The 25,100-nt window shown below is 71.6% G+C and carries 15 protein-coding genes and 1 pseudogene; 13 read left to right on the forward strand and 3 right to left on the reverse strand.

The window, feature by feature from the left end; genetic code table 11:
* Positions 1-156: 156 nt before the first annotated feature.
* Both STRTUCAR8_RS55570 and STRTUCAR8_RS53205 read left to right on the forward strand, forming a co-directional pair.
* On the forward strand, positions 157-360 hold the full coding sequence (locus tag STRTUCAR8_RS55570) for a serine hydrolase (protein ID WP_422125668.1): 204 nt from the start codon (positions 157-159) through the stop codon (positions 358-360).
* Positions 291-749: pseudogene (locus STRTUCAR8_RS53205) on the forward strand (serine hydrolase); the annotation flags it as partial. The gene STRTUCAR8_RS55570 and the pseudogene STRTUCAR8_RS53205, both read left to right, overlap by 70 nt.
* A 412-nt stretch (positions 750-1,161) precedes the next feature.
* Here STRTUCAR8_RS53205 and STRTUCAR8_RS05785 read toward each other — a convergent pair.
* Positions 1,162-1,734: a dihydrofolate reductase family protein gene (locus tag STRTUCAR8_RS05785; RefSeq protein ID WP_006374575.1), complete on the reverse strand. Its 573-nt coding sequence runs from the start codon at positions 1,732-1,734 to the stop codon at positions 1,162-1,164.
* Positions 1,735-1,823: 89 nt separating this feature from the next.
* Between STRTUCAR8_RS05785 and STRTUCAR8_RS53910 the strand changes: the two genes are divergently transcribed.
* The 11 genes from STRTUCAR8_RS53910 to STRTUCAR8_RS05840 all read left to right on the forward strand — a co-directional run bounded on the left by STRTUCAR8_RS53910 (position 1,824) and on the right by STRTUCAR8_RS05840 (position 14,662).
* Entirely contained in the window at positions 1,824-3,044 is a 1,221-nt protein-coding gene (locus STRTUCAR8_RS53910; protein ID WP_006374573.1) for a TetR/AcrR family transcriptional regulator, read from the forward strand.
* A 265-nt stretch (positions 3,045-3,309) separates the two neighbouring features.
* Positions 3,310-4,890 carry an ABC transporter substrate-binding protein gene (locus STRTUCAR8_RS05795; protein WP_006374583.1) on the forward strand — a complete coding sequence of 527 codons (1,581 nt, stop codon included), beginning with the start codon at positions 3,310-3,312 and terminating at the stop codon, positions 4,888-4,890.
* Positions 4,891-5,045: 155 nt separating this feature from the next.
* Positions 5,046-6,473 (forward strand): amidase, encoded by a 1,428-nt coding sequence (locus STRTUCAR8_RS05800; RefSeq protein ID WP_006374587.1) that lies wholly within the window; start codon positions 5,046-5,048, stop codon positions 6,471-6,473.
* Positions 6,470-7,501: an ABC transporter permease gene (locus tag STRTUCAR8_RS05805; protein ID WP_006374580.1), complete on the forward strand. Its 1,032-nt coding sequence runs from the start codon at positions 6,470-6,472 to the stop codon at positions 7,499-7,501. The genes STRTUCAR8_RS05800 and STRTUCAR8_RS05805 overlap by 4 nt, the downstream gene beginning before the upstream one ends.
* Positions 7,491-9,317 carry an ATP-binding cassette domain-containing protein gene (locus STRTUCAR8_RS05810; protein ID WP_006374576.1) on the forward strand — a complete coding sequence of 609 codons (1,827 nt, stop codon included), beginning with the start codon at positions 7,491-7,493 and terminating at the stop codon, positions 9,315-9,317. The genes STRTUCAR8_RS05805 and STRTUCAR8_RS05810 overlap by 11 nt, the downstream gene beginning before the upstream one ends.
* Entirely contained in the window at positions 9,317-10,141 is an 825-nt protein-coding gene (locus tag STRTUCAR8_RS05815) for an ABC transporter ATP-binding protein (protein ID WP_006374565.1), read from the forward strand. Before STRTUCAR8_RS05810 ends, STRTUCAR8_RS05815 begins: the two co-directional genes overlap by 1 nt.
* A 208-nt stretch (positions 10,142-10,349) precedes the next feature.
* Entirely contained in the window at positions 10,350-11,054 is a 705-nt protein-coding gene (gene ureA, locus STRTUCAR8_RS05820; RefSeq protein ID WP_006374589.1) for an urease subunit gamma, read from the forward strand.
* Positions 11,051-12,760, forward strand: a complete 1,710-nt coding sequence (locus tag STRTUCAR8_RS05825; RefSeq protein ID WP_006374584.1) for an urease subunit alpha — start codon at positions 11,051-11,053, stop codon at positions 12,758-12,760. Before ureA ends, STRTUCAR8_RS05825 begins: the two co-directional genes overlap by 4 nt.
* A 25-nt stretch (positions 12,761-12,785) precedes the next feature.
* Positions 12,786-13,835 (forward strand): agmatine deiminase family protein, encoded by a 1,050-nt coding sequence (locus STRTUCAR8_RS05830; protein ID WP_006374549.1) that lies wholly within the window; start codon positions 12,786-12,788, stop codon positions 13,833-13,835.
* 9 nt (positions 13,836-13,844) lie between these two features.
* Complete coding sequence (locus tag STRTUCAR8_RS05835) at positions 13,845-14,054, forward strand: hypothetical protein (RefSeq protein WP_006374586.1); 210 nt, start codon at positions 13,845-13,847, stop codon at positions 14,052-14,054.
* Positions 14,051-14,662: a TetR/AcrR family transcriptional regulator gene (locus STRTUCAR8_RS05840; RefSeq protein ID WP_006374574.1), complete on the forward strand. Its 612-nt coding sequence runs from the start codon at positions 14,051-14,053 to the stop codon at positions 14,660-14,662. Before STRTUCAR8_RS05835 ends, STRTUCAR8_RS05840 begins: the two co-directional genes overlap by 4 nt.
* A 651-nt stretch (positions 14,663-15,313) precedes the next feature.
* Here STRTUCAR8_RS05840 and STRTUCAR8_RS05845 read toward each other — a convergent pair.
* Together STRTUCAR8_RS05845 and STRTUCAR8_RS05850 are read right to left on the reverse strand one after the other, a co-directional pair.
* Positions 15,314-16,807, reverse strand: coding sequence for a tryptophan 7-halogenase (locus STRTUCAR8_RS05845; protein ID WP_234372606.1), 1,494 nt, complete (start codon positions 16,805-16,807; stop codon positions 15,314-15,316).
* 53 nt (positions 16,808-16,860) lie between these two features.
* Complete coding sequence (locus STRTUCAR8_RS05850; RefSeq protein WP_006374567.1) at positions 16,861-25,008, reverse strand: type I polyketide synthase; 8,148 nt, start codon at positions 25,006-25,008, stop codon at positions 16,861-16,863.
* Positions 25,009-25,100: the final 92 nt, after the last annotated feature.

Genomic DNA, 25,100 nt, shown 5'->3' on the forward strand with positions numbered 1-25,100 from the left:
AGGTCACGGTCCGGGAACCGCTCCACCACGCCAGCCGCCTGCCTGGATACACCGACGGACTGCTGGACGGCGACGCCCCCACGACCGCTTCCGCACCTGGACACCTGCCGAGCTGGTCCGACGGGTCGCCGAGGACGGGGACCGGCACCGCCTCTGCTGTTCCCTCCGGGCACCGATCACCACTACTCCGATACGGACCACATCGTGCTCGGGATGATCGTCGACAAGGCCACCAGCCGTTCGTACCGCACCGAAATCGACCAGCGCATCATTCGGGGCCCCTCGGACTCCGGAACACCCGCCTGCCGGGCTCCTCTCCCTTCAACGCCGGTCCCCACTCCCACGGCTACGAACCAATGAGCAGAGGTGACGGGCCACTTCTCCCGGTCGACTACACCACCGTCAACATGTCCGTTGGCGGCGCCGCCGGTGAGATCATCTCCACCACCGCCGACCTCGACCACTTCTTCCGCGCCCTGCTCAGCGGCGGCCTCCTGCGCCCGGCCGAACTGCGCGAGACGACCGCCGACACCAGCGGCGACGGCTGGGGCCTCGGCTTGGAGACGGCCGCGCTCCCTTGCGGCACAATCGTGGGCCACGGCGGCGGCACGCCCGGCTACCGCACCATCTCCTTCCACACACCCGACGGCTCCCGCCAAGCCACGGTGGACTGGACCGACTGGGGCACCGACGCAGACGCCGGCCCTGCGGCCCTCTCCCTGATGACCGTCGCCCTTTACCCCTTGTAGCCACAACGACCGAGCGTCCCGCACTCCGGAACGAGGTGGCAGTTGGAAATGGCGGAGCCGGACCAGACCAGCTGAGAATTCGCTCTGCCTGACATCTCAGTTGTTCTGGTCGCTGCAGGTCACATTTCCAGTCTCGAAGCCGGATCACTTCAGACGGGACAGCCGGCCGGTAGATGGTGGGCGACGGCCACGCGTTGACCGCCCGCGTCCAGATCACCAACGGCCACTGTTCTGCCAGGTATCCCGCCTGAACAGTCCGGCGGGGGCGATCATCACGCTCGAAGGCGCTCACGGCGCTGTACGACGCCTCCAGAGACCGACGGTATCGCTGGTCTCCCTTTGCCCGTAACCGATGCGACAAAGCACCTCGGCCCTCGACCCACCACAGCCAAGAAGGTGCCGGTCGACCGCCTCAGCGACGGACGCGGTAGCGGATGTGAGTGGCCTCCGGCGTGTCGATCACCCGGATGATCTCCAACTCGATCTGCGACGGCAAGACGTCGAACAGGCGACGGCCATCACCGAGCAGTACCGGGATCTGATGGATCTGCACCTCATCCAGCACCCCGGCCTCAAGCGCCCGTTGCGCCGTGTACGCGCCACGCACCTGTACGTCCTTGTCCCCGGCGGCGGCCTTTGCCTGTGCCATCGCACTTTCGATCCCGTCGGTCACGTAGGTCACCAACGGATAGCCCCAACGGGCGGCGGGGCCGGGCGGGCGGTGGCTGGGCACGAAGATCGGGAGACCACCGTGATCACCGCCCCAGTGATCCATGAGCTCGGCAGTGCGTCGCCCCGCGAGCACCGCACCGGCTGTGTTCCATTCGTCCTGGAATTGCGAGGCCGGTCCGGACAGCAGGCCGGACCCGTCCTCCGGACCGGCCCACTTGTGCAGTCGTTCGCCATCGTCGCCGCCGAGAAAATCGTTTGGATCGGCGATATATCCGTCGAGTGACATCGACATGTCGAGCACTGATGCGGACACTTCGACCTCCTGTGGGTTCGACCCGGAGTGGTTCAACTGTGCGGTAGACCCGGCATGGCGGCATTACTCATCGGGCATCGGCCCGCGCTGTGCGGCGTCTGTTGCGCGGCCTGTCGATGGGGCTGGTCCACGCCGAGACCGCCGAGCTCTACAACGCCGCGGTGTCGGGCCGGAAGCCGGAGCTGCCCCCACAGCTGGAGCAGTACCGCGACTACGCCCGCCGCCGGCGTCAGCTGGCGAACGGCGACCACAAGCATCCCGTCGGCGGTGAGCGGGCCGACCGGTTCTGGGTCGACTACCTCGGCGACGCGCCCTCGACGGCGGTCAGCTCCCGGGTCTGTCGGCGTTCGGCGGACGGCAAACCCACAACGAGCGTCGGCCGCAACCTGCTACCAGGTTTCGGCCGACCGTTTCCCGGGCGGATCCGCCGGCGATGGACGGTTTTGCGCCAACCGGGCCGGAAGGCGGGAGGGTGGGTTGCTCGTCGGGGGACACGGGGCCATGGCTCCGGCTTGTCGGCCCAGGACGATCCGCTCGGCATCAGTCGCTTAGGCTGGTTTCCTGTTGCCGACAAGGAGGCGCAGGGTGCGGCAGCGTGTGCTCGCCGTCCGTCCGAGGGAGGCGTTCGAGTGACAGTTGGCGGCCGGTCGACCAAGCGGCTCCAACGGGGAACTCTCTCCCAGGGGCTCATCGTGGGAACCGCGCTGCGGATCCTCGACGAGGACGGGCCGGACGGGCTGACCTTCCAGCGGCTCGGCAAGGAACTGTCCGCCTCCGCGACCGCGGTCTACCGGTACTTCGCGAGTCGCGACCACATCATGGTCGCCGTCGCGGAGGAGCTGGACAGGATCTCCCTCGAGGGGTACGAGCCGCACGAGTCGTGGACCGAGTCGCTTCGGGACCTGGCGATCCGGGCCTGGAACACCGCGCTGGACCACCCGGCCGCCGCCGCGCTCTGTATGGGCAGAGTCACCCGGGGCGTTCATGAACTGCGGGCCGTCGACGCCCTCCTCGAAGCGTTCCACCGCGGCGGCTGGCGCAGCCGGGCGGCCGTCCTGTGCTACCAGGCGTACTCGAACTTCATCCTCGCCATGGCGAGCAACAACGCCTGGCGGCTCGTCAGCGAGCGGTTCGGCGCGGAGACGAACTGGGTGCAGGAGTACCACCCGGCGGATCCTGACGCGTACCCCTACGCCGAGGCGGCGAAGGAGCACCTGCGCACCGTCGACATGACCGACGTATTCCGCCGGCAGGTCGACATCCTCCTCGCGGCCCTTGAGGCAGAGGCGGCAACGCTCCCGCGCGACTGACACGCGTCAGTCCTCGCGGTCGCCGTCCAGCATTGATCCCGCGGCCGAAAGCGGCGGTGAACCTGGCACGCGGAAAGATAGTTAACGCTATTGACTACGTCGTTCACTTGGCGGCATCCTCTCCCTACCGAGTGCTCCACTGCTCGTTCACATGCGGCGTCCTTCGAGTGCCGCGCGCACCGCCTCCGCCCCGAACTGCTCGCGCTCGTCCCGTCAGATTCCGTGCGACCTGCGTAGAGCGTGACACCCCTCTCCAGGAGCACCCATGCGCCAGACCCGTACCCGCGCGGTCCCCGTGACCGCAGCCGTCGCCATGACGGCCGTACTCGCCGGCTGTACGACCACCGGGGCGACGTCCGCAGACCCGGGCACCGGCGGTACCGCCGGTGCCACGAAGATCCGCACGACGATCGACGTGCCGGCCAGTTTCGACCCGGCCAAGGCGTTGTCCCTGCCGGACTACCTGCTCGCCCGCGACAGCTACGACACCCTCGTACGCAAGGACGACGGAGGGCTCGTCGGCGGGCTCGCCACCGAGTGGAAGAACACGCCGACCTCGGCCGCCTTCACCCTGCGCGCCGACGCGACCTGTGCCGACGGGACGCCGATCACGCCGACGGTCGTCAAGGCATCCCTCGACCGCTTCGTCGACCCGAAGACGGCGGCGCCCGATCTCCCTACGGTCTTCGGCCCCGGCAACACGGTGAAAGTGAGCGCCGACGACGCTGCCAGGACGGTGAAGATCACGCTCGCCAGGCCGTGGGGCGACATGGTCACCGGCCTGTCGGTCGCGAGCACGGGCATCGTCTGCCCGGCGGGACTCAAGGACCTCAAGGCCCTCGCCGCGGGTAAGGCCAAGGGTTCCCAGTCCGGGCCGTACCTTCTTCAGAAGTCCCAGTCGGGTGTCTCGTACTCCTACGCGCTTCGCCCGGAGTACAAGGCATGGCCGGCCTGGCGCACGAAGATCCCCGGCAAGGCCGCCGCGACGATGGAGTACCTGGTCTCGCCCGACCCCACGGCGACCGGCAACCTCGTGACGAGCGGCCAGCTCGACATCGGCAAGATCGACGCCTCGGGCATCCCGCGCTTCGACGGCGTGGCCGGCTACTCCGTGAGCGTCAGCCGGTTCTCCGACTTCTACCTGCTCTTCAACGAGCGACCCGGCACGGTCTTCGCCGATGTCGCCACCCGCCGGGCGGTCGCCCAGGCCGTCGACCGCGCCGCCTTCACCAAGGTCGTCTCGAAGGAGACCGGCGAGCCGTCGACGATGTTCGTGCAGAAGGGCATCCCCTGCAACGATCCCGGCTCCTCCTTCCTCGTGGGGACCGACAAAGCCGCTGCGGGAGCCGTGCTCAAGGGCAAGAAGATCCGTCTCGTCGGCCCCCAGGTCGTCGGCCCGGCCGGCGCCGGGAACCAGTACATCCAGGAGGCGCTGCGGGCCGCGGGCGCGGACGTCACCCTCGCCAACGTCGACGTCGGCACCTGGGTCGGGACCGTGTTCGGCAAGCCCGACGCCTGGGACCTCACGGTCTTCGCCGACCTCAACTTCCTCGGCAGCCTCGCCAACCCGCTCGGCCACTTCGTGGGTCCGACCGTCCAGGAAGGCGGCGGCAACCTCGGCGCGGTCAAGAACCCCGTGGTGAACAAGGCCTTGGCCCAGGGCGCCGAGGCGACGACCGAAGCGGCCCGCTGCACCGCCTACCAGAAGGCCGCCAAGGCACTGATCTCGCAGGCGGACGCGGTGCCGCTGGTCAACGACCCGTTCATCTACGCGCTGCGCAAGGGATTCAGCGCACAGATGCTCGGCGGCTCGCTCGACGACCCCATCCTGCGCGTCACCGGCTGACAGAGAGACAGAGAGACAGAGAGACAAACGGGCAGGCCGTCCGTTCGCGGCGGTAACCCGTGCGGTCGGACCCACGCGGTCCCGCACGGAGGAACTCCCGCTCCGCTCCGACGTCCTGCACCGATACCTCGCACCGTTCCGACAGGAGCCCCCTGGTGATCGACCCATTCAGCACCGCCCAGCAGATCGCCGACCTCATACGCACGAAAGAGGTCAGCCCGGTGGAGGTGGTCGAGACCTACCTCGACCGCATCGAGCGCATAAATCCCGCCGTCAACGCCGTCGTCTGGCTCGACGCCGACGCCGTACGCGCGGCGGCCGTCCGGGCCGAGCAGGCGGTGCTGCGCGGCGATCCGCTCGGCCCGCTGCACGGCGTCCCCGTCCCCATCAAGGACCTCAACTCGGTCGCGGGACAACCCAACACGATGTCCTCGCTGGCGGTCCGGGATATCCCGCAGACGGTCACGGACCCCGACATCCAACTCCTCCTCGATGCCGGCGCGATCCCCCTCGGCCGGACCAACTCGCCGGAGTTCGGCGCGCTGACCGTCTCCGAGAACGCCCGGCACGGCAAGACGCGCAACCCGTGGAACCTGGCGCACACCTCCGGCGGGTCGAGCGGCGGCGCGTCGGCGGCCGTCGCGGCCGGGCTCGCACCGGTGGCGCATGCCTCCGACGGCGGCGGATCGATCCGGGTCCCGGCGTCCGTCACCGGCCTCGTGGGCCTCAAACCGAGCCGGGGACGCGTGCCCGCGCTCGTCCGGGGCTGGGAGCACTCGACGACCGAAGGCGCGATCACCCGCACCGTGCGCGACGCGGCCCTGATGCTCGACGTCATGGGCCGCGCCGACCGGCTCGCCTGGTACAGCGCGCCCGAACCGGGCCGCCCGTACATCGAGGAGATCGGCGCCGATGCCGGGCGGCTGCGGATCGGTCTGCTTCTCGACGCGCCGACCGGGCTGCCGGTCGACGAGGAGTGCCGCACGGCGGCGCTCAAGGCCGCACAGGCACTGCGTGACCTGGGGCACGACGTCGTCGAGGCCCGCCCCAAGATGTTCTCCTACGAGGCGATCATGGGCTTCACCTGGACGATCATCAGTGCCTCCACCTACGCCATCGAGGTCGACGACCCCGGCGCGGTGGACCCCTACATCCGGCGCCGCCGAGAGACGGCCCTGGAGGTCAGCGCGGGTGAGTACGCCCGGACCGCGGCGCGCCTGCAGGCCGAGTCGCGCGACGTGGTCGCCCAGTGGGGCCGGGACTTCGACGTTCTCCTCACACCAACCACGGCCGTCGTGGCGCCGCCGGTCGGCCCCGTGTACGACGAGGCGAACTCCGACCCGGACGGCCCGCGGGTCACCGAGACCCGGATGGTCTCGTTCACCGCGTTCGTCAACATCGCCGGGCTGCCCGCGATCTCGCTGCCCGTCCACACGACCGCGGACGGACTGCCGGTGGGCGCGCAACTCATCGGCGCGCCCTACGACGAGGCCACGCTGCTGCGTCTGTCGGCCCAGCTCGAACCCCGGTTCCGCTGGCACGAGCGGCACCCGGACGACGCGGCACTCGCGGGGGCGTTGTGAGCGCCGGGGCCGCGGTCCCGACCGGACCGCTGACGGCCGCACCCGCCCGGCCCGCCTCCCGGCTGCGGCTGGGCGGCGGCTGGGCCGGGTTCGCCGTCCGACGGGCGGGCGGCCTGCTGATGTCCATGCTGCTGCTCGTCCTCGTGACGTTCCTCATCGTGCCCCTGCTGCCCGGGGACCCGGCCCGCGCGATCGCCGGCACCAACTCGTCCCCGGCGACCCTCGCGGCGATACGCGAACGGCTGGGCCTCGACGAGCCGATGGCGACGCGGTTCGTCCACTACCTCGGCGACATCGGGTCCGGACAGCTCGGCACCTCGTTCCGGTTCAACACCCCGGTCGCGGACATCGTCTCGACCCGGCTGCCGTACACGGTCCAGCTCGTCATCCCGGCCGTCCTGCTCTCCCTGGTCATCGCCGTCCCGCTGGGCATGGCCGTCGGCGTCCTCACCCGTGACGGACGCCGCCGCCGGCTCGGCGTCGTCTTCGGCACGGTCGCCGGGCTTCTGGCGTCGGCACCGGTCTACGTCCTCGCGACCCTGCTCATCGTCGTCTTCTCGATCAGCCTCGGGCTGCTGCCGTCCGGCGGCGCCACGACACCGAGCGCGCTCGTCCTGCCGATAGCCGCGCTCTGCACGGGCCCGGCCTTCGCCATCGCCCGGGTCGTCCGGCAGGAGACGGCCTCCGTGCTCGCCCAGGACTACATGAGGACCGCCCGCGGCCACCGCCTGGGATCCGTACGTCTCCACCTCCGCCACGCGCTGCCCAACCTCGTGACGAGTGTCCTCACCCTGAGCGGTCTCGTCCTCACCTCCCTGCTCGGCGGGACGATCATCCTGGAGAACGTCTTCACCTACCCAGGACTGGGCACCGAGGTCGTCCAGGCGATCATCTACAAGGACTATCCGGTGATCCAGGGCATCATCCTCGTCGTCGGCATGCTCGCCCTGCTCGTCAACCTCCTCGTCGACGTCGTCCTCGGGATCGTCGACCCCCGAACCCTCGAGGGAGGTCGGCGTGGCCACTGAAACGACCGTACGCAGATGGCGCCGCAACCCGTCGCTGCTGGCCGGCGCCGTGATCCTCGGACTGCTCCTCGTCGTGGCCCTCGTGGCCCCGCTGCTGCTGAGCGGCTCCGCCGAGACCCTCACCGACGACACCCGGCTGGGGCCCGGTGCCGGGCATCTCCTCGGCACCGACGCCTTCGGCCGTGACGTCCTCGCCCGGGCGCTCGTCGCGACCCGGCTCACCCTCCTCATGGCCGCCGCCGCCACCGCCGTCTCGTTCGTCGTCGGCGTAGCGATCGGCGCGCTGGTCCACCTGGCACCCGGGTGGCTGCGCGAGACCTGTCTGCGGCTCATCGACTCGGCGGTGGCCTTCCCCTCGCTCGTGCTCGCCCTCGTCATCGCGGCGGTGCTCGGCCCGGGCACGGTGTCCGCGATCACCGCGATCGCCGTCGCCGGTGTCCCCGGGTTCGCGCGATTGACGGCGAATCTCGCCGCGACCGTCGCGGACAAGGACTACGTGCTCACCGCGCGCCTGCTCGGCGTTCCCGGACTGCGCATCCTGGGCCGCCATGTCCTGCCGAACATCAGCGGGCCGCTGCTGGTGCTCCTCAGCTCGAGCTTCACCCTGTCCCTGCTCGACATCAGCAGCCTGTCGTTCGTCGGCCTCGGCGTGCAGAGCCCGCAGTACGACTGGGGCCGGCTGCTCAACGAGGCGCTGCCGTCGATCTTCGCCCAGCCGTCGGTCGTCCTCGCCCCGTCGATCATGCTCATCGTCACCGGTGTGGGCGCCATGCTCCTCGGAGACGGCGTGGCCTCGCTCGTCGACCCGCGAACCCGCGGCGCGGCGCCCGCACCGGCCAAGACGGAGGATGCGGCGGGACCGGCGCCCGAGGCGCTTCAGGCGGCGGGCGGCGCCGGGACAGCGCCCGGCACGGAGCGGGACGGTCTGCTGACCGTCGCAGGGCTGACCGTGCGGGCCGGCGAGCGCACCCTCGTCGACGACGTGTCGTTCTCCATCGGCGCCGGTCAGATCATCGGCCTCGTCGGGGAGTCGGGCTCCGGCAAGTCCACCATCGCCATGGCGGTCGCGGGCCTGCTCCCCCAGAACGTACGGGCGAACGCGTCGTGCCTCACCCTCGGCGACCTCGACCTGCTCGGGACACCGCCGGAGCGACGCCTCGCGACCGAGATCGGCATCGTCTACCAGGACCCGATCGGCACGTTCAACCCCGCGCTGAGGCTCGGCACCCAGCTCACCGAGGTGGCCCGGGTGCATGTCGGGACGCCCCGGCGGCAGGCCGCGCGGGACATGGTCGGCGCCCTGGCCGACATCCACGTCACCGAGCCGGAGCGGCGGCTGCGCCAGCACCCGCACGAGCTCAGCGGCGGCATGCTCCAGCGCGCCTCGATCGCCTCCGCGATGACGACGAAACCGCGGCTGCTCATCGCCGACGAACCGACGACAGCCCTCGACGTCACCGTCCAGGCGGAGGTGCTGCGGCAGTTCCGGCGCATCAACCGCGAGCACGGCACGGCGATGCTGTTCATTTCGCACGACATCGGTGTGGTCGGAGTGCTCTGTGACACCGTCCTGGTGCTCCACGAGGGCCGGGTCGTCGACCGGACGACGGGCGACGACCTGCGCCGGGGGACGGTCACCCACCCCTACACCCGCGCGTTGCTCGCGGCGACGCCCGCCGCGGTCGAGGCCGGGGGAACCCTCAGCGCGGTCCGGTGGACGGCCGACGCGCACGCGGCGCGGCCGAGCGGGTCGCCGTCGGACGACCTTGCCGGAAAAGACGCGGACCGCTCCCCGGCCGCCGAAGGGAGCCGCTGATGTCTGCCACCGCGACCACACCGGACCCGCAGGCGGCCAACTCGCTGCTGCGCGTGGAGGATCTCACCGTCGAGCTCGGCCACGGCGTCGCGGCCCGCAGGGTGCTCAAGGGAGTTTCCTTCGACATTCCCCGGGGCAGCACCCTCGCACTCGTCGGCGAGTCCGGGTCGGGCAAGACGACGCTCGCACGGACACTCGTCGGCGTCCACCGGCCGTCGAGCGGTCGGATCCTCGTGGACGGCGCCCCGCTGCGCACCTCGCGCGGACGGGCGGGAGCCGCGACGGTTCAGATGATTCCGCAGGACCCGTACTCCTCGTTCGACCCCCGGCGCACCGTCGCCCAGTCGCTCGCCGAGGCACTCGATCCGATCCGGGCCAGGGTCGAACCGGTCCGGACCCGGATCGCCGAGCTGCTCGTCCAGGTGAGCCTCGACCCTGACACCATGGACCGCTACCCGCACGAGTTCTCCGGCGGCCAACGCCAGCGGCTGGCGATCGCACGGGCCCTCGCCCCGCGTCCCCGGTTCGTCATCGCCGACGAGATCACCTCGGCCCTCGACCTGACGACCCAGGCCGAGATCCTCAACCTGCTCGCCGATCTACGCCGCCGGCTCTCGCTGACGATGCTGTTCATCTCGCACGACCTGGCCGTCGTCCGGCATGTCAGCGACACGGTCGCGGTCCTGCTGCACGGGGACCTCGTCGAGCTCGGCCCGACCGGAGCCACCTTCGCGAAGCCGAACCACCCGTACACCGCGCGACTCCTCGCGTCCGTCCCGGGCGCCCCGGGGTTCAGCCTCGACCAGGAGCCCGCCACGAGGTGAACCGCCCGTACGCGGCGCGGCTTCTGGCCCACCGATCAGCCCGCCGACCGGCCCGTGCCGGTCGGCGGGCCCATCGGTGTCTGCGCATCCGAAAATTAGAGCGACGTTCAAATTCAAGGATCGATTTGCCGATCCAGCACTTTAACCACAGGTATTTCACCTTTAGAGTGACGCTCTAACGTGAGCGAAGCGAGGAGGTGCCCGCGCCATGAGACTGACTCCCACGGAGCGTGACCGGCTGCTGCTCTTCGGGGCCGCCGAGCTGGCCCGCGCCCGCCGCGCCCGCGGTCTGCGGCTCAACGTGCCGGAGGCGACCGCACTGATCGCGGACACCGTCTGCGAGGCCGCTCGCGACGGTGCCCGGCTCGCGGAGGCCCTCGAGCGCGCCAGATCCGTGCTCGGCCCGGACGACGTGCTGCCGGGTGTCGCGGACATCGTCACCGAGGTGCAGGTCGAGGCGGTCTTCGACGACGGTTCCCGGCTCGCCGTCGTGAGCGACCCGATCGCCGGGAGCCTCGGTGAGCGGGCTCCGGGCGCGCTGCTGCCCGGTCCCGAGCACGCGGAGCCCGAGGCGGCCGTCCGGCTCACGGTCACCAACACCGCCACCGTGCCGGTCTCCGTCACCTCCCACTTCCACTTCTTCGAGACCAACCCGCGGCTCGACTTCGCACGGGAAAGGGCCTACGGGATGCGGCTCGCCGTACCTGCCGGATCATCCGTGCGGATCGGGCCGGGGGAGAGCCTCACGGTCGGGCTGGTGCCCATCGGGGGCGACCGGATCGCCATAGGGTTCGCCGGTCTGGTCGACGGAGCCCTGGACGCACCCGGCGCCCGCGAGGAGGCACTGCGCCGCGCCGCCGCCTGCGGCTACCTCGGCGTACCGGAGACACCTGATCAGGAGGTCGGGCGATGAGCCGCCCAGGAGGCCACCCCGTCGAGGCCCGCGGCCTCAGCCCGTACGAGTACGCCGCCACCCACGGCCCACGTGCGGGCGACCGGATCCGGCTGGGCGACTCCGGCCTGACGATCCGCGTCGAGTCCGACTCCCAGCGCTACGGCGACGAGTTCCTCGCCGGGTTCGGCAAGACCGCCCGGGACGGACTGCACCTCAAGGCGGCCGCCGTCCGGGAGACCTGTGATGTGGTCATCAGCAACGTCGTCGTGATCGACGCGGCCCTGGGAATCCGCAAGGTCTCCATCGGCATCAGGGAAGGCCGGATCTGCTCGGTCGGGCGAGCCGGGAACCCCGACACCCTCGACGGGGTCGACGTCGTCGTGGGCACCGGGACCTCGATCGTGTCCGGCGAGGGGCTCATCGCCACCGCCGGAGCCGTCGACACCCACGTCCACCTGCTGTCGCCTCGGATCATGGAAGCCTCGCTCGCCTCCGGCGTCACCACCATCATCGGGCAGGAGTTCGGGCCCGTGTGGGGCGTCGGGGTCAACTCGCCGTGGGCGCTGCGGCACGCGTTCAACGCCTTCGACGCCTGGCCGGTCAACATCGGCTTCCTCGGACGCGGTTCCTCATCCTCCCCGGCGCCCTTGGTGGAGGCACTCGCCGAGGGCGGCGCGTCCGGCTTCAAGGTGCACGAGGACATGGGCGCCCACACGCGCGCCCTGGACACCGCCTTGCGTGTCGCCGAGGAACACGACGTCCAAGTGGCCCTGCACAGCGACGGGTTGAACGAATGCCTGTCGGTCGAGGACACCCTGCGCGTGCTGGAGGGCCGGACCATCCACGCCTTCCACATCGAGGGCTGCGGCGGCGGACATGTCCCGAACGTACTGAAGATGGCAGGCGTCCCGAACGTCATCGGCTCCTCCACCAACCCCACCCTCCCCTTCGGCCGGGACGCCGTCGCCGAGCACTACGACATGATCGTCTCCGCTCACGGCCTCAGGACCGACCTGCCCGGCGACGCCGCCATGGCCCGCGACCGCATCCGCGCCGGGACCATGGGCGCCGAGGACGTGCTGCACGACCTGGGCGCGATCGGCATCACGTCGTCGGACGCGCAGGGGATGGGGCGGGCCGGCGAGACCGTCCGCCGTACGTTCGCGATGGCCGGGAAGATGAAGGCCGAGCTCGGCGCACCCGACGACCACGACAACGAGCGCGTCCTGCGCTACCTGGCCAAGCTGACGATCAACCCGGCCATCGCGCACGGCCTCGCCCACGAGGTGGGGTCGATCGAGACCGGCAAGCTCGCCGACATCGTGCTGTGGCGGCCGGAGTACTTCGGCGCCAAACCGCAGCTCGTGCTCAAGGCCGGCTTCCCGGCGTACGGCGTCGTCGGCGACCCCAACGCGGCCACCGACACCTGCGAACCCCTCGTCCTCGGCCCGCAGTTCGGGGCCCACGGCGCCACGCCCGCCGACATCTCGGTCGCCTTCGTCGCCCAGGCGGCCCTCGACCAGGGAGGCGACACGATGCCGACCCGGCGCCGCAGGGTCGCCGTACGGGGCACGCGCGGCATCGGGCCGACCGACCTGCGCCTCAACTCCCGTACCGGAGCGGTCGATGTGGACCAGCTCACCGGGCTGGTCACGCTCGACGGAGAGCCGCTGCACTCCGAACCGGCCGAGTCCGTCTCCCTTAACCGCCTGTATTTCCTCTGAACGTCACAGCCTCCAAGGATGACTCATGTCTGCTGCCGCCGACGGCTTCCGCATGCCCGCCGAGTGGACCCCGCACGAGCGCACCTGGATGGCGTGGCCGGGCCCGAACCCGACCTTCGACGAGCCCGAGGACCTCACCGCCGCGCGCGTCGCCTGGGCCTCGGTCGCCCGTACGGTGCGCCGCTTCGAGCCGGTGACGGTGGTGTGCGGCCCCGGACAGTCGGCCGAGGCGCGCGCTCTGCTCGGGCCGGGCGTCGACACGGTCGAGCGGGACCTGGACGACGCATGGATGCGCGACATCGGGCCCACCTTCCTCACCAACGACGCCGGTGAACTCGCCGCCGTCGACTGGACGTTCAACGGCTGGGGCGCCCAGGACTGGGCGCGCTGGGAGCACGACGCGAAGATCGCCGGGTACGTCTCCGGCCTCGCGGGCTCGGTGACGACGTACACCTCGCAACTCGTCAACGAGGGCGGTGCCATCCACGTCGACGGCGAGGGCACGGTCCTGCTGACGGAGACGGTCCAGCTCGGGCCGGAACGCAACCCGGGGTGGACCCGCGAGCGGGTGGAGGCCGAGATCCACGCCCACCTCGGCACCCGCAAGGCGATCTGGCTGCCGCGCGGCCTCACCGCCGACTACCCCCCGAACGGCTTCGGCACCCTCGGCCATGTGGACATCGTCGCCGCGTTCGGCCGCCCCGGTGTGGTGATGGCCCATGTGCAGCCGGACCCGGCCCACCCCGACCACGAGGTGACGCGGGAGGCCGTCGGGCTGCTGAAGGCGCAGACCGACGCGAACGGCCGTCGCCTGGAGGTCGTCGAGGTGCCCGCCCCGACCGTCCTGGAGGCCGACGGCCACTGGGCCGACTACTCCTACATCAACCACTATCTCTGCAACGGCGGCGTCGTCCTGTGCGGCTTCGACGACCCCCGGGACGAGATCGCGGCCGGCATCTTCCGCGGGCTGTTCCCGCGGCGGACGGTGACATTGGTGGACGCGCGGCCGATCTTCGCGGGCGGCGGCGGCATCCACTGCATCACGCAGCAGCAGCCGAGGGCCGTGGTCGGGTAGAACTGACGGGTGAATGTGCTGATCTGCGTCACCCGCGGAACATGGCTGCCCCGGCCGCTGCGGCTCCTGCCCGAGGTACCGACCTGCCCGGAGCACGACGGCCGCAAGTACCCCGACGGCGCCATGGGTGACTTCGACGGGGACGACCGCGGCCCGCTCCGCGCCGGTCCCGCCTCGCGGGAGTTCGGCTGCTGCGGTGCACCGGGGCCTACGGCATGACCGCCCCGGGAGCCCGCCGTCGCACCCCCGCTCCGCCCCGCGAGGACGTGCTCGCCGCCGCCATGGCCATGGTCGCCGAGCACGGTCTGGAGAAACTCACCATGGCGGCGCTCGGCCGTGAGGTCGGGATGAGCAGCGGCCATCTCCTCTACTACTTCCACTCCAAGGACGAACTGCTGCTCCAGGCCCTGGAGTGGAGCGAGGGCCGGCTCGGCGTCGAGCGCAGCCGGCTGCTGACCCGCACCACGTCCGCCCGAGAGCGGCTGGACGCGTACGTCGACCTGTATGTGCCCGACGGCCACCGGGACCCGCACTGGACGCTGTGGCTGGAGGTCTGGAACCGCTCACAGAACGCCGACGACGCGGCCCGCGACCGCCAGGCAGCGATCGAGGGCGCCTGGCATCGTGACCTGGTGGCACTGCTGGCGGAGGGGGTGTCGAGGGGAGAGTTCCCGCCGGTCGACCCGGACCGTTTCGGCGCCAGGCTGCGGGCGCTGCTCGACGGGTTCTCCATCCAGGTGGTGATCGGGCTGCGCGGCACGGACCGGGAACAAGTCATCTGCCACGTACGGGAGTTCCTGGACGACAGCCTCCTCGCGGCCTGCTGAGCCCACGTCCAGGTTGTGGGCAGTACCGAGGGTGACCCTGTCGCGCATGGTGCGTCTGCCTCGCAGGAACCTCCGGCATCGCGGCCGAACCACGCCTTTCCCGCGATCTACATGATCAGCGTCACGTGGTTCCCCACCCGTACGGTCACACTTCCCCGTAGGGATGGTGGTGATGAGCGGATGCCAACAGCAGGGGAAGACCCAACCCCGGGCCTCTCCCTGCCGTTCACATGTCGACAGGCGGCCGTTGGTAGCCCAATTGTTCGGCGTCACGCGAACCTTCCCAGACCTCGACGGTGGCACGGCAATCGCCTGCGGGAGTTCGGCGTTCGGGCAGGACGACGGCGAGCCGCCGGGCGGAGTGGGCCAGGCCGGCGGCTCTGACGGAGGCGTTACCCGCACGGTGATGGCGAACCGCGCGCCGAGCGCCCGGGGCAGGAGTTGACGCCATCGGCGCTGCGGCACGCAGAGTCAGCGCGCATCGCCATGAGTCCACTATGAGTTCACTGGCGGCGCAGGCGAGGGCGGTGCGGATGGTCTTCTGCTCCTGGGGATCAAGGGCGCACAGGTTCACATCCTGTCGTCCCGACGGTGCTCGACGATCCCTGGAAACCACCGAGAGCCTGTGGGGGGCTTTTGGCATGCGCGGGTTCACCCGGTCACCCATGTGAGGCCGTCGTCCGAGGCCGTGAGGCCGCCGGGGTGCAGCGGGGTCTCCTTCTCCAGTGGGCCGCCGAAGACACCCCGTTCCTGAAGGATCGTGCCCTCCTGGAAGACCTGGCGGATCGAGGGGGCCTCGAAGAGCGGATTGCGCAGGCCGTCGGAGTCCGGGAGCCTGCCGACCGCGTGGTCGAGTTCCGAGGCGGTGGCAGTCAGGCGGGCACCCGCCTGCCCTGGCCCGGTGAGGGACGTGTCGCCGGAGGCCAGTCCGCCCACCAGTTCGACGAACGCCTCCATTTCCGTCGCGTCGACGTGGGTGACCTTGCGGGCTTTCCAGAAGTACGACCGTTCGTCCTGGTGCATGTCGTAGAAGGAGACCAGGAACTCGTGGAACAGGCCGTACTCGTGACGGTAGCGCGCTTCGAACTCGTCGAAGAGGCGTTCCTCGTCAAGGGATTCGGCCAGACCGCTGTTGATGGAGCGGGCCGCGAGCAGGGCCCCGTACGTGGCGAGGTGCACTCCGGAGGACAGAACAGGGTCGACGAAGCACGCCGCGTCGCCGACCAGCACCATGCCGGGCCGCCACAGGCGCGACTTCCAGTACGACCAGTCCTTGCGGACCCGCACCTGGTCGTACGGCGCCTCGGTGGCCTGCGCCACTCCGTCCAGGAGACCCCGGACCTCCGGGCAGGAGTCGATCAGCCCGCGCCAGGCCGTCACAGGATCCCGCTGGATCGCGGCGGCGTTGTCCCGGCCGACCACCGCCCCGACGCTGGTGAGATCGTCGCGGAGGGGGATGTACCAGAGCCAGCCCTCGTCGAATGCGGCGCAGAAGATATTGCCGTCATTGGGCTTCGGGAGCCGCTCGCCGCCGGCGAAGTAGCCGAACACCGCGATGTTCCGGAAGAAGTCGGAGTACGTCCGCCTGCCGCCGACCTCGCCGTGGATCCGGCTGCCGTTGCCGGACGCGTCCACGACGTAACGGGCCCGGGCCTCGCGGTACTCCCCGGCGGGCCCCGTCCAATGGACGCCCCGGACGCGCTCCTCGTCGCCGAGCACGCCCTTGACCCGGCAGCCCTCCCGGACGTCGACGCCGACCCGGCGGGCGTTGTCCAGGAGGATCGCGTCGAACCGGGACCGCTCGACCTGGTAGGCGAAGGAGGTCGGGTCGGCCAGCCGGGGTGACAGGGCGAAGGAGAACTGCCAGGGGTCCGGGTTCCGGCCCCAGCGGAAGGTCCCGCCGCGCTTCGTCTTGAAACCGGCTCGTGCGACCTCCTCCTCGACGCCCAGGATGCGGCACACGCCGTGCACGGTGGAAGGGAGCAGCGACTCGCCGATCTGGTACCGCGGGAACGTCTGCTGCTCCAGCAGGAGGACGCGGTGACCCCGCAGGGCGACGGCCGTCGCGGCGGTCGACCCGGCCGGTCCGCCGCCCACGACGATCACGTCGAACTCCTCGGTCTCCTTGGTCTGCACTGACTTCACTGGCCCCACCGTCTTCCCTGACTTCCCTGACTTCCCTGTCTCACGGTCGGGGGTCACCGCTCTCCTTCCGCTGCTGTGTTCGGTGTCGGCGCGGCGCCGATACCGCCGAGGGAACCGATCCAGGCGCGGACGGCCGCCACTGTGGTGGGGGTGTGTTCCCGCATGAACGAGAAGTGGTCGCCGGGGACGTCGACCCGGGTGTGCGGCAGCGGCCAGGAGGTGCGCCACTCGTCCGGGGCCGCGTCCGCCGCCATCGCGGGCGTCGGCCGGGTGGCCCGGATCAGTAGAGTGGGGGTGGCGACCGGCTCCGGCTCCCAGTCCTGGAACATCCGGGTGTACGCGCCCAGCGCGGCCACCCCGGTGTCCTCGTCCCCCGTGAACCGGGTTCCGCCCAGGAGCGGCGCGATCGCGGCGGGCAGGGACAGCAGCCACGACTTGTCGCTGTTGCCGCCGTTGACGAGGTACGTGTCGAGCAGCACTTGTCCGACGGGCGGGTTCCCCATGGCTTCGAGCCGTCGGGTCAGCGCATGGGCGACCGCGCCTCCCGTGCTCACGCCGACGATCACGAAGGGCCGATCGCCGACGTGCGCTCGCAACGTCTCCGCATGTGTCCGGGCGAGCGTGTCCCGGTCGGCCGGCACGGCATGGCCCGCACCGATACCGGGGTGCGGGAGTTCGAGGACTTCCAGTTCACCCTGGAAGTGGGAGTGGAATCCGGCGAATTCACCACCGGGGGCGGCGAAGGGCGGGTGGAAGCCGTTGAGGAAGACGAGTACCGGGCCGGTCTGGGGACCGTCGGCGCGCCGCAGCGGGGGCAGGGCGTGCTCCCGGCCGGCTTCGGGGCCGAAGGTCGGCAGTGCCCAGGAAGCGGTGACCAGCATGTGCATCGCCGCGACCACCTGCCCGGCCTCGCAGACCCGCCGGTAGAGCGAGGAGAGCGTCTGCACGGGCCGGTCCCCCGCGGAAGCACGTGCCGGCTCCGGTGCGTCTGTGTCGTCGGGCAGGTCGTCTGCGACATCGGGCAGGTCGTCCAGTAGGCCGAGTACATGACGGGCCAGATCCTGGGCCGTCGGGTGCTCGAACACCACGGCGGCGGACAGCCTCAGCCGCAGGGCCATGCTCAGCCGGTTGCGGACCTGGACCGCCATCAGGGAGTCGAAGCCCAGCTCGGCGAAGGACTTGCCGGCCGGCAGCGCGTCGGCGTCCGGGTAGCCGAGAACCGTGGCCACGTCGGCGCGCATCAACTCCGCCAGGGCGTCCTCCCGTCGGCCGGCGGCCAGCCCGGCCAGCACCTTGCGCCAGGCGCCCGGCTCCCAGAGCTGCTCCGCGCCGGGCGAGGAGCTGTCACCGGCACCGTCCCCGGTCCCGGCGGCCGGCCTGCGGGGCGGCACGAGCCCGCGAAGCGGCGGCGGCAGAAGCCCCTGTGCGGACCCGAGCGCCGCCCGGTCCAGCAGTACCGGCGCCAGCACGGGTTCGCCCGTGCGCAGCGCCGCGTCGAAGAGGGCCAGGCCCTGCTCCACGGAGAGCGCCCGGAGCACCTCACCGGCCGACCGGTGCGGGACCCTTGCGACCCCATCGGTCCCCCCGGCCATCCCGGCCCCGTGGTCCCACGGTCCCCAGGCCAAGGACACTGCGGGCAGCCCCAGTTGGGAACGGTGTCGGGCCAGTGCGTCCAGGAAGGCGTTCGCCGCCGCGTAGTTGCCCTGCCCGGCGCGGCCCAGCAGACCGGACACCGAGGAGAACAGGACGAACGCCGACAGGTCCAGGTCCCGGGTCAGCTCGTGCAGATGCCAGGCCGCGTCAGCTTTCGGCCGCAGCACGGCCGCCATCCGCCCAGGTGTCAGCGCGGCGAGGACACCGTCGTCCAGCACCCCCGCCGCATGCACCACGGCGGTCAGTGCGGGCGAGCACCCCTTGATCACCTCGGCCAGCGTGGCGCGGTCGGCCGTGTCGCAGGCCACGATCCGTACCTCGGCGCCCAACTCCTCCAGCATGGCTCGCAGTTCCCCGGCATTCGGCGCCTGGGGTCCCTGTCGGCCGATGAGCAGCAGGTGACGTACGCCATGGGCGGTCACGAGATGGCGGGCGATCTCCGAGCCGAGCGCGCCGGTTCCGCCGGTGATCAGGACTGTGCCGTCGGGCCCGAAGCTGCCGCTCCCGGCGGTGGCTTCACCAGCGGCGACCAGTCGTGGGACCGTCAAGTGGCCGTTCCGTACGGCGAGTTGGTCCTCGTCGCTCGCCGCCGCAGCGGGGAGCAGCCGCAGTGACTCCGACCGCTCGTCCACATCGACGAGGACGACACGTCCTGGCAGCTCCGTCTGCGCGGCACGCACCAGCCCCCACACGGCGGCCCCGGCCGGGTCCGGCGCGGAGGCGGTCGCGTTCCGTGTCAGCACGACCAGGCGGGAGCCCGCCGTCCGAGGGTCGTCCTGCCAGTCCTGGAGGGTACGCAGCACCCTGCCGGTCAGCCGGTGCACGGCGGCGAGCGGATCGGCATCCGCCCACGGACCACCGTCGACGGCAGTGACGACCACGGTGTCCGGTTCGGGCGCGTCGGTTCCCACCAGACCGGGGAGCGCCCCGCGCAGGTCCAGCCCGTCCGGCCCGACCAGCGCCCAGCGTCCGCCGGTCACGGGCCGCCGCTCGCCCTGCGGCTCCTCGACGCCGGTCCACTCGGGGCGCAACAGGACCCGGCGCACGGTGTCGGCCGTCGATTCGACCGTCTCGGCGGGGAGTTCACGCGTGGTCATGGACTCCACGTGAGCCACCGGGCGCCCCGACAGGTCGGTCAGAGTGAGGGTGACCGAGTCCGTCCCGCTCGGGACGATCCGTACGCGTACCTCCGACGCGCCCGTCGCGTACAGACGTACACCGCTCCACGCGAACGGCACCCGGACCGTGCCGGAGCCAGGGACCGGGCCCGTCAGCAGCGGGGCGTGCAGGGCCGCGTCCAGCAGCGCCGGATGGATACCGAACCGGTCGGCGTGTGCCGACTCCGCGTCGGGCAGGCGGACGTCCGCGAACATCTCCTCGCCGCGCCGCCAGACCGCCCGTACGCCCCGGAACGCCGGGCCGTAGGAGAGGCCGGCCTCCGCGAGGCTGCCGTACGCTTCGGCGAGGTCGACCTCGGTCGCGTCCTGCGGCGGCCACACCGCAGGTTCCGTCTCGGGCCGGGTGGTGTCCGTGCGGCTCAGGGTGCCTGTGGCGTGCCGGGTCCAGTCGGGCCCGGGGCCGTCCGTGGCGGGCCGGGCATGGATGTCGACCGGGCGCATGCCGGAGTCGTCCGCCGGGCCCACGACGACCCGGACGTGAACGCCCGTGGCCCGGGGCAGGACCAGCGGCGCCAGGACCACGAGTTCGCCGAGCGTGCCGAAGCCGACCTCGTCACCCGCCCGTACGGCCATCTCCACGAGCCCTGTCGCGGGGACCAGCACCCTGCCACCGATCACATGGTCGGCGAGCCACGGGTGTGCGGTGGTGGAGAGCAGACTGGAGAACACCGTCCGGCCGGTGTCCGGCACGGTGAACGCCGGTCCCAGCAGCGGGTGTTGGTGCGGGTCCGTGGGGGCGGGGAGAGCGCTTGGCGCGGCCAGCCAGTACCGCTGGCGTTGGAAGGCGTATGTCGGCAGATCCTCCAGGTGCCGTGCATCGCTGCCCGTGAACACTGCGGACCAGTCGACGGGCGTTCCGCGCACATGGAGGCGGGCCACGGCGGCCGGCAGGCTCTTCGGTTCGGAATCGCCGCCACGAAGGGCGGCGACACACACGGGGGCGGGGCCCTCGCCGTCCGGGCCGCTCAGACAGTCCTCGGCGGCGGCGGTGAGCGCCGCCCCCGGGCCGACCTCCAGGAACGCCGACACCCCGTTGTTCCCGAGCCACCGCACGGCGTCGGCGAACCGCACCGGCAGCCGGGCGTGCCGTACCCAGTACTCCGGCGAGCACAGTTCCCCGGCCTCGGCCGGGCGGCCCGACACAGCTGAGACGACCGGGATCCGTGGCGGCCGGAACGTCAGCCCCTCGGCGACCCGGCGGAAGTCGTCGAGCATCGGTTCCACGAGCGGCGAGTGGAAGGCGTGAGCGACCCGCAGCCGAACGGTCCTGCGACCTCGCGCCTCGAATCCGGCCGACACGGCCAGCACCGCGTCCTCTGCTCCCGAAATCACCACCGAGCGCGGTCCGTTGAGCGAGGCGATAGTCACCTGGCCGTCGAACGCGGGGAGTTCGGCGAGTACCTCCTCCTCCGTCGCGTGCAGCGACACCATCGCCCCACCGCCCGGCAGGGCGTGCATCAACCGGCCCCGGGCCGCCACGAGTTCCGCCGCGTCGGCAAGGTCCAGCACCCCGGCGACATGGGCGGCCGCCAGTTCCCCCACGGAGTGCCCGGCTACGAAGTCGGGGCGCACTCCCCAGGAGTCCAACAGCCGGAACAGCGCCACCTCGAAGGCGAACAGACCGGCCTGGGTGAAGTCCGTACGGTTGAGAAGGGTGGCCTCCGGCGTGCCCGGCATCGCGGACAGCACCGGGTCGAGAGGGTGCTCCAGACGGGCGTCCAGGGCCCGGCATACCTCCTCGAACGCCGAGTCGAAGACGGGGAAGGCCTTACGCAACTCCGCACCCATACGGGCACGTTGAGAGCCCTGGCCGGTGAACAGGAAGGCCGTGCGGACGCCGGGATCGGCGACGGCGCGATCCGTTCCCTTCCCGTCGGCGAGCGCGTCGAGGGCGGTCAGCATCCGCCCCCGGTCGTCGGCCGCGACCATCGCCCGGTGGGCGAGCGGGGACCTCGACACGGCCAGGGAGACACCGACGTCGGTGGGCGAGAGGTCAGGCCGGGACGCCAGATGGACGGCGACACGCCGGGCCTGGGAACGCAGAGCGGCCTCGTCGGCGCCGGACAGCAGCCAGGGCACCGGGACCTGTGGGCCGCGCGGTCCGGTGTCGGGTTGCCGAGGGGGCTCCTCCAGGATCACATGGGCGTTGGTCCCGCTGATGCCGAACGCGGACACCCCGGCTCGGCGTGGCCGGGGGTCCGTCACCGGCCAGGGGCGGGACTCGGCCAGCAGCTCCACCCGGCCCGCCGACCAGTCGACATGGGGGCTGGGTTCGTGCGCGTACAGCGAGCGCGGGAGCCGCTCGTGGCGCATGGCCTGCACCATCTTGATGACCCCGGCGACACCGGCGGCGGCCTGGGTGTGCCCCAGGTTGGACTTGACCGAGCCGAGCCACAGCGGCGGCCGGTCCTCGGCCCGCCCCTGTCCGTAGGTGGCCAGCAGGGCGCTCGCCTCGACGGGGTCACCCAGCGTGGTGCCCGTACCGTGCGCCTCCACCACGTCCACGTCGGCGGCGCCGAGCCCGGCGTCGGTCAACGCGCGGGTGATCAGGCGCTGTTGGGCCTGTCCGTTCGGCGCCGTCAGGCCGTTGGACGCGCCGTCGGAGTTGACTGCCGAACCACGCAGCACCGCCAGGACGGGGTGTCCGTTGCGGCGGGCGTCGGACAACCGCTCCAGCAGCACAAGGCCCACGCCCTCGCCCCAGCCGGTGCCGTCCGCCGAGGCCGAGAACGACTTGCAGCGGCCGTCGGGCGACAGCGCGCGGTGCCGGCTGAAAGCCGCGAACGCCTTGGGCGTCGCCATCACGGTGACACCCCCGGCCAACGCCAGGGAACACTCGCCGGAGCGCAGCGCCCGCGCCGCCCAGTGCAGGGCCACCAGCGAGGACGAGCACGCGGTGTCGAGCGTGATCGACGGCCCGCGCAGGCCGTACACGTAACTGATCCGGCCGGAGGCCACACTGCCCGCCGATCCCAGGGCCAGATGGGCCTCCAGGTCGTGCCTGTCCAGGCGCGTGGAGTAGTCGCCGTGCATCACGCCGACGAACACACCCGTGTCGCTCTCGCGCAGCGCCGCCTGGGGGATGCCCGCCCGCTCCCAGACCTCCCACGAGGTCTCCAGCAACAGCCGCTGCTGCGGGTCCATGGCCAGCGCCTCCCGTGGCGAGATCCCGAACAGGGCCGCGTCGAACTCGGCGGCCCGGTGCAGGAATCCGCCGCTGCGGGTGTACGACGTGCCGACGCGGTCCGGGTCCGGGTCGTAGAGGGCGGCCAGGTCCCAGCCCCGGTCGGTGGGGAAGCCCGAGACCGCGTCCCGTCCCTGCGCCACCAGGTCCCACAGATCCTCCGGGGAGTACACGTCCCCGGGGTAACGGCAGCCCATGGCGACGATCACCACAGGATCGTCCGCTTCCGTCGCGGAGCCGGGGTGCGGCACGGGTACGGGCGCCGGGGTGAAGAGGATGTCGTGCACGTGCCGGGCCAGGGCGTCCGGCGTGGGATGGTCGAAGACCAGTGTCGACGGCAGCCGCAGCCCGGTGGCCTCGCCGAGCTGCTCGATCAGCGTGACGGCTCCCTCGGACGTCAGCCCGAGATCGGTGAACGGGCGGTCGGCGTCGAGCCGTTCGCCCGGTCCGTCGGCGTCGAGCGGTTCGTACGATTCATCGCCGCACACCGACGACGTCTGCGCGAGAACCGCCTCGCGCAGGGCGCGTTCCCTCCCGTCCGGCGGGAGAGCGAGCAGGCGTCGGCGCAGGCCACCGCCGGTCGCGGTCAGGAAGGCCGGGCGGACCTCGGACACCGGTCGGGCCAGGTCCGGCAGGACCGCGTGGCGGGTGATCTTGCCGGACGCCGTACGCGGGACGGCCGCGATCTCGTGGATCTCGGCGGGCAGCTTGTACGCGGCCAGCCGCCTACGGCACGCGGCCAGTATCAGTCGCGGGTCGAACCCGTCCGGCCCCGGAACGACGTACGCCACCGGGACCTCGCCGAGGACGTCGTGCGACCTGCCCACCACCACCGCGTCCCGCACGCCGGGACAGTGCAGCAGGACCTGCTCGATCTCGGTGGGGTGGATGTTCTCCCCGCCCCGGATGATCAGCTCGCTGACCCGGCCGGTGAGGGCGAGATGCCCGTGCGCGACGCGTCGCCCCAGGTCGCCGGTGCGGTACCAGCCGTCCCGCAGCGCGGACGCCGTCGCCTCGGGCCTGCGGTGATAGCCGGTCATCAGACTCGGCCCACGTGCCCAGATCTCGCCCTCGTCACCGTCCGCGACATCGTCGCCGGAGCCCGGATCGACCAGCCGTACGTCCATCCCCGGGACCGGCAGCCCACAGGAACCGTCGACCCTCGGGCCGTCCGGCCGGTTCACCGCGATCATTCCGCAGGTCTCGGTACTTCCGTACGCGTCGAGCAGCGGCGCACCCAGCAGCTCCTCCACCGCCCGCCGCAGGTCCGGAGCGCTCGGGGCGCCCGCCACGACGCACGTCCGCAGAGCGGGCACGGGCGAGGTGTCCCCGGCCGCCGACGCCACCAGCTGGTGGTACACGGCGGGCACCCCGGCCAGGACGGTGTAGGAGCCGCCCAGGGACGCGCGAGGCGTGCGCAGCTCCCTCAACAGGCCTCCAGGAGACAGGAGTTCGCCGGTGATCCGCGCGCTCGCGCCGACCGCCGTGACCCCCAGGATCGCCAGCGAGTGCCCGAAACTGTGGAACAGCGGGAGCGGCCAGAGCAGCCGGTCCTCGGGGGAGAGCCCGAAGACCGGCGCGTAGCAGGCCGCCACCGACCACAGGGCCGCGCGCTGCGTGGACAGCACACCCTTGGGCCGATGGGTGGTGCCGGAGGTGTAGAGCATCCACGCCGGCTCGTCGAGCCCGAGATCGTCGCGGGGCGGCACGGCGAACTCCGCCCCGACCGCCTCCTCGAAGAGGACAGTGCCGACGGGTGCCTCCGACGGCACGGGACCGTTGCCGGTGAGCAGGACGCGCGTACGATCGCCCAGGCACCCCGCGCTGTTCAGACGGGCCAGGTGCGCGCGGTCGGTGACGACGGCCGAGGCCCCGCTGTCCTCCAGTAAATGGGCCAGTTCGGCTTCCGAGGAACGGGGGTTGAGGGGCACACCGACCGCACCCGCCCGGACACCGGCGAGCACGCTCTCCACCATCTCCACACGGTTGCCCAGCAGGATCGCGACCCGGTCCCCGCGCCGCACACCCGCCCCCGCGAGATACGCGGCCAGCCGACCTGTGCGCCGCTCCAACTCCGCGTAGGTGACGTCCCGTTCGTCGTCGGCGTACGCCACCCGCGACGGCGACCTCTCGGCGTGCGCCGTCAGCAGTTCGGGCAGCGGCCGGATCAGCTCGTCGCGCGTCATGTACCCGCCCCTCCGGCGCGTGGCGGCGCACGGCCGTTGTCAATCCCCTTGCAGAGCAACGGTATTGATCGTAAAGCCAGGCCGGCCGGATG

The organism is Streptomyces turgidiscabies Car8 (assembly GCF_000331005.1).
GTDB lineage: Bacteria > Actinomycetota > Actinomycetes > Streptomycetales > Streptomycetaceae > Streptomyces > Streptomyces turgidiscabies.

Bases quoted from the DNA above. Each gene is read 5' to 3' on its own strand.
- STRTUCAR8_RS05850 (WP_006374567.1), bottom strand. From the start codon at position 25,008: ATGACGCGCGACGAGCTGATCCGGCCGCTGCCCGAACTGCTGACGGCG.
- STRTUCAR8_RS05815 (WP_006374565.1), top strand. From the start codon at position 9,317: ATGTCTGCCACCGCGACCACACCGGACCCGCAGGCGGCCAACTCGCTG.
- STRTUCAR8_RS05830 (WP_006374549.1), top strand. From the start codon at position 12,786: ATGTCTGCTGCCGCCGACGGCTTCCGCATGCCCGCCGAGTGGACCCCG.
- STRTUCAR8_RS05825 (WP_006374584.1), top strand. From the start codon at position 11,051: ATGAGCCGCCCAGGAGGCCACCCCGTCGAGGCCCGCGGCCTCAGCCCG.
- STRTUCAR8_RS05840 (WP_006374574.1), top strand. From the start codon at position 14,051: ATGACCGCCCCGGGAGCCCGCCGTCGCACCCCCGCTCCGCCCCGCGAG.
- ureA (WP_006374589.1), top strand. From the start codon at position 10,350: ATGAGACTGACTCCCACGGAGCGTGACCGGCTGCTGCTCTTCGGGGCC.
- STRTUCAR8_RS05795 (WP_006374583.1), top strand. From the start codon at position 3,310: ATGCGCCAGACCCGTACCCGCGCGGTCCCCGTGACCGCAGCCGTCGCC.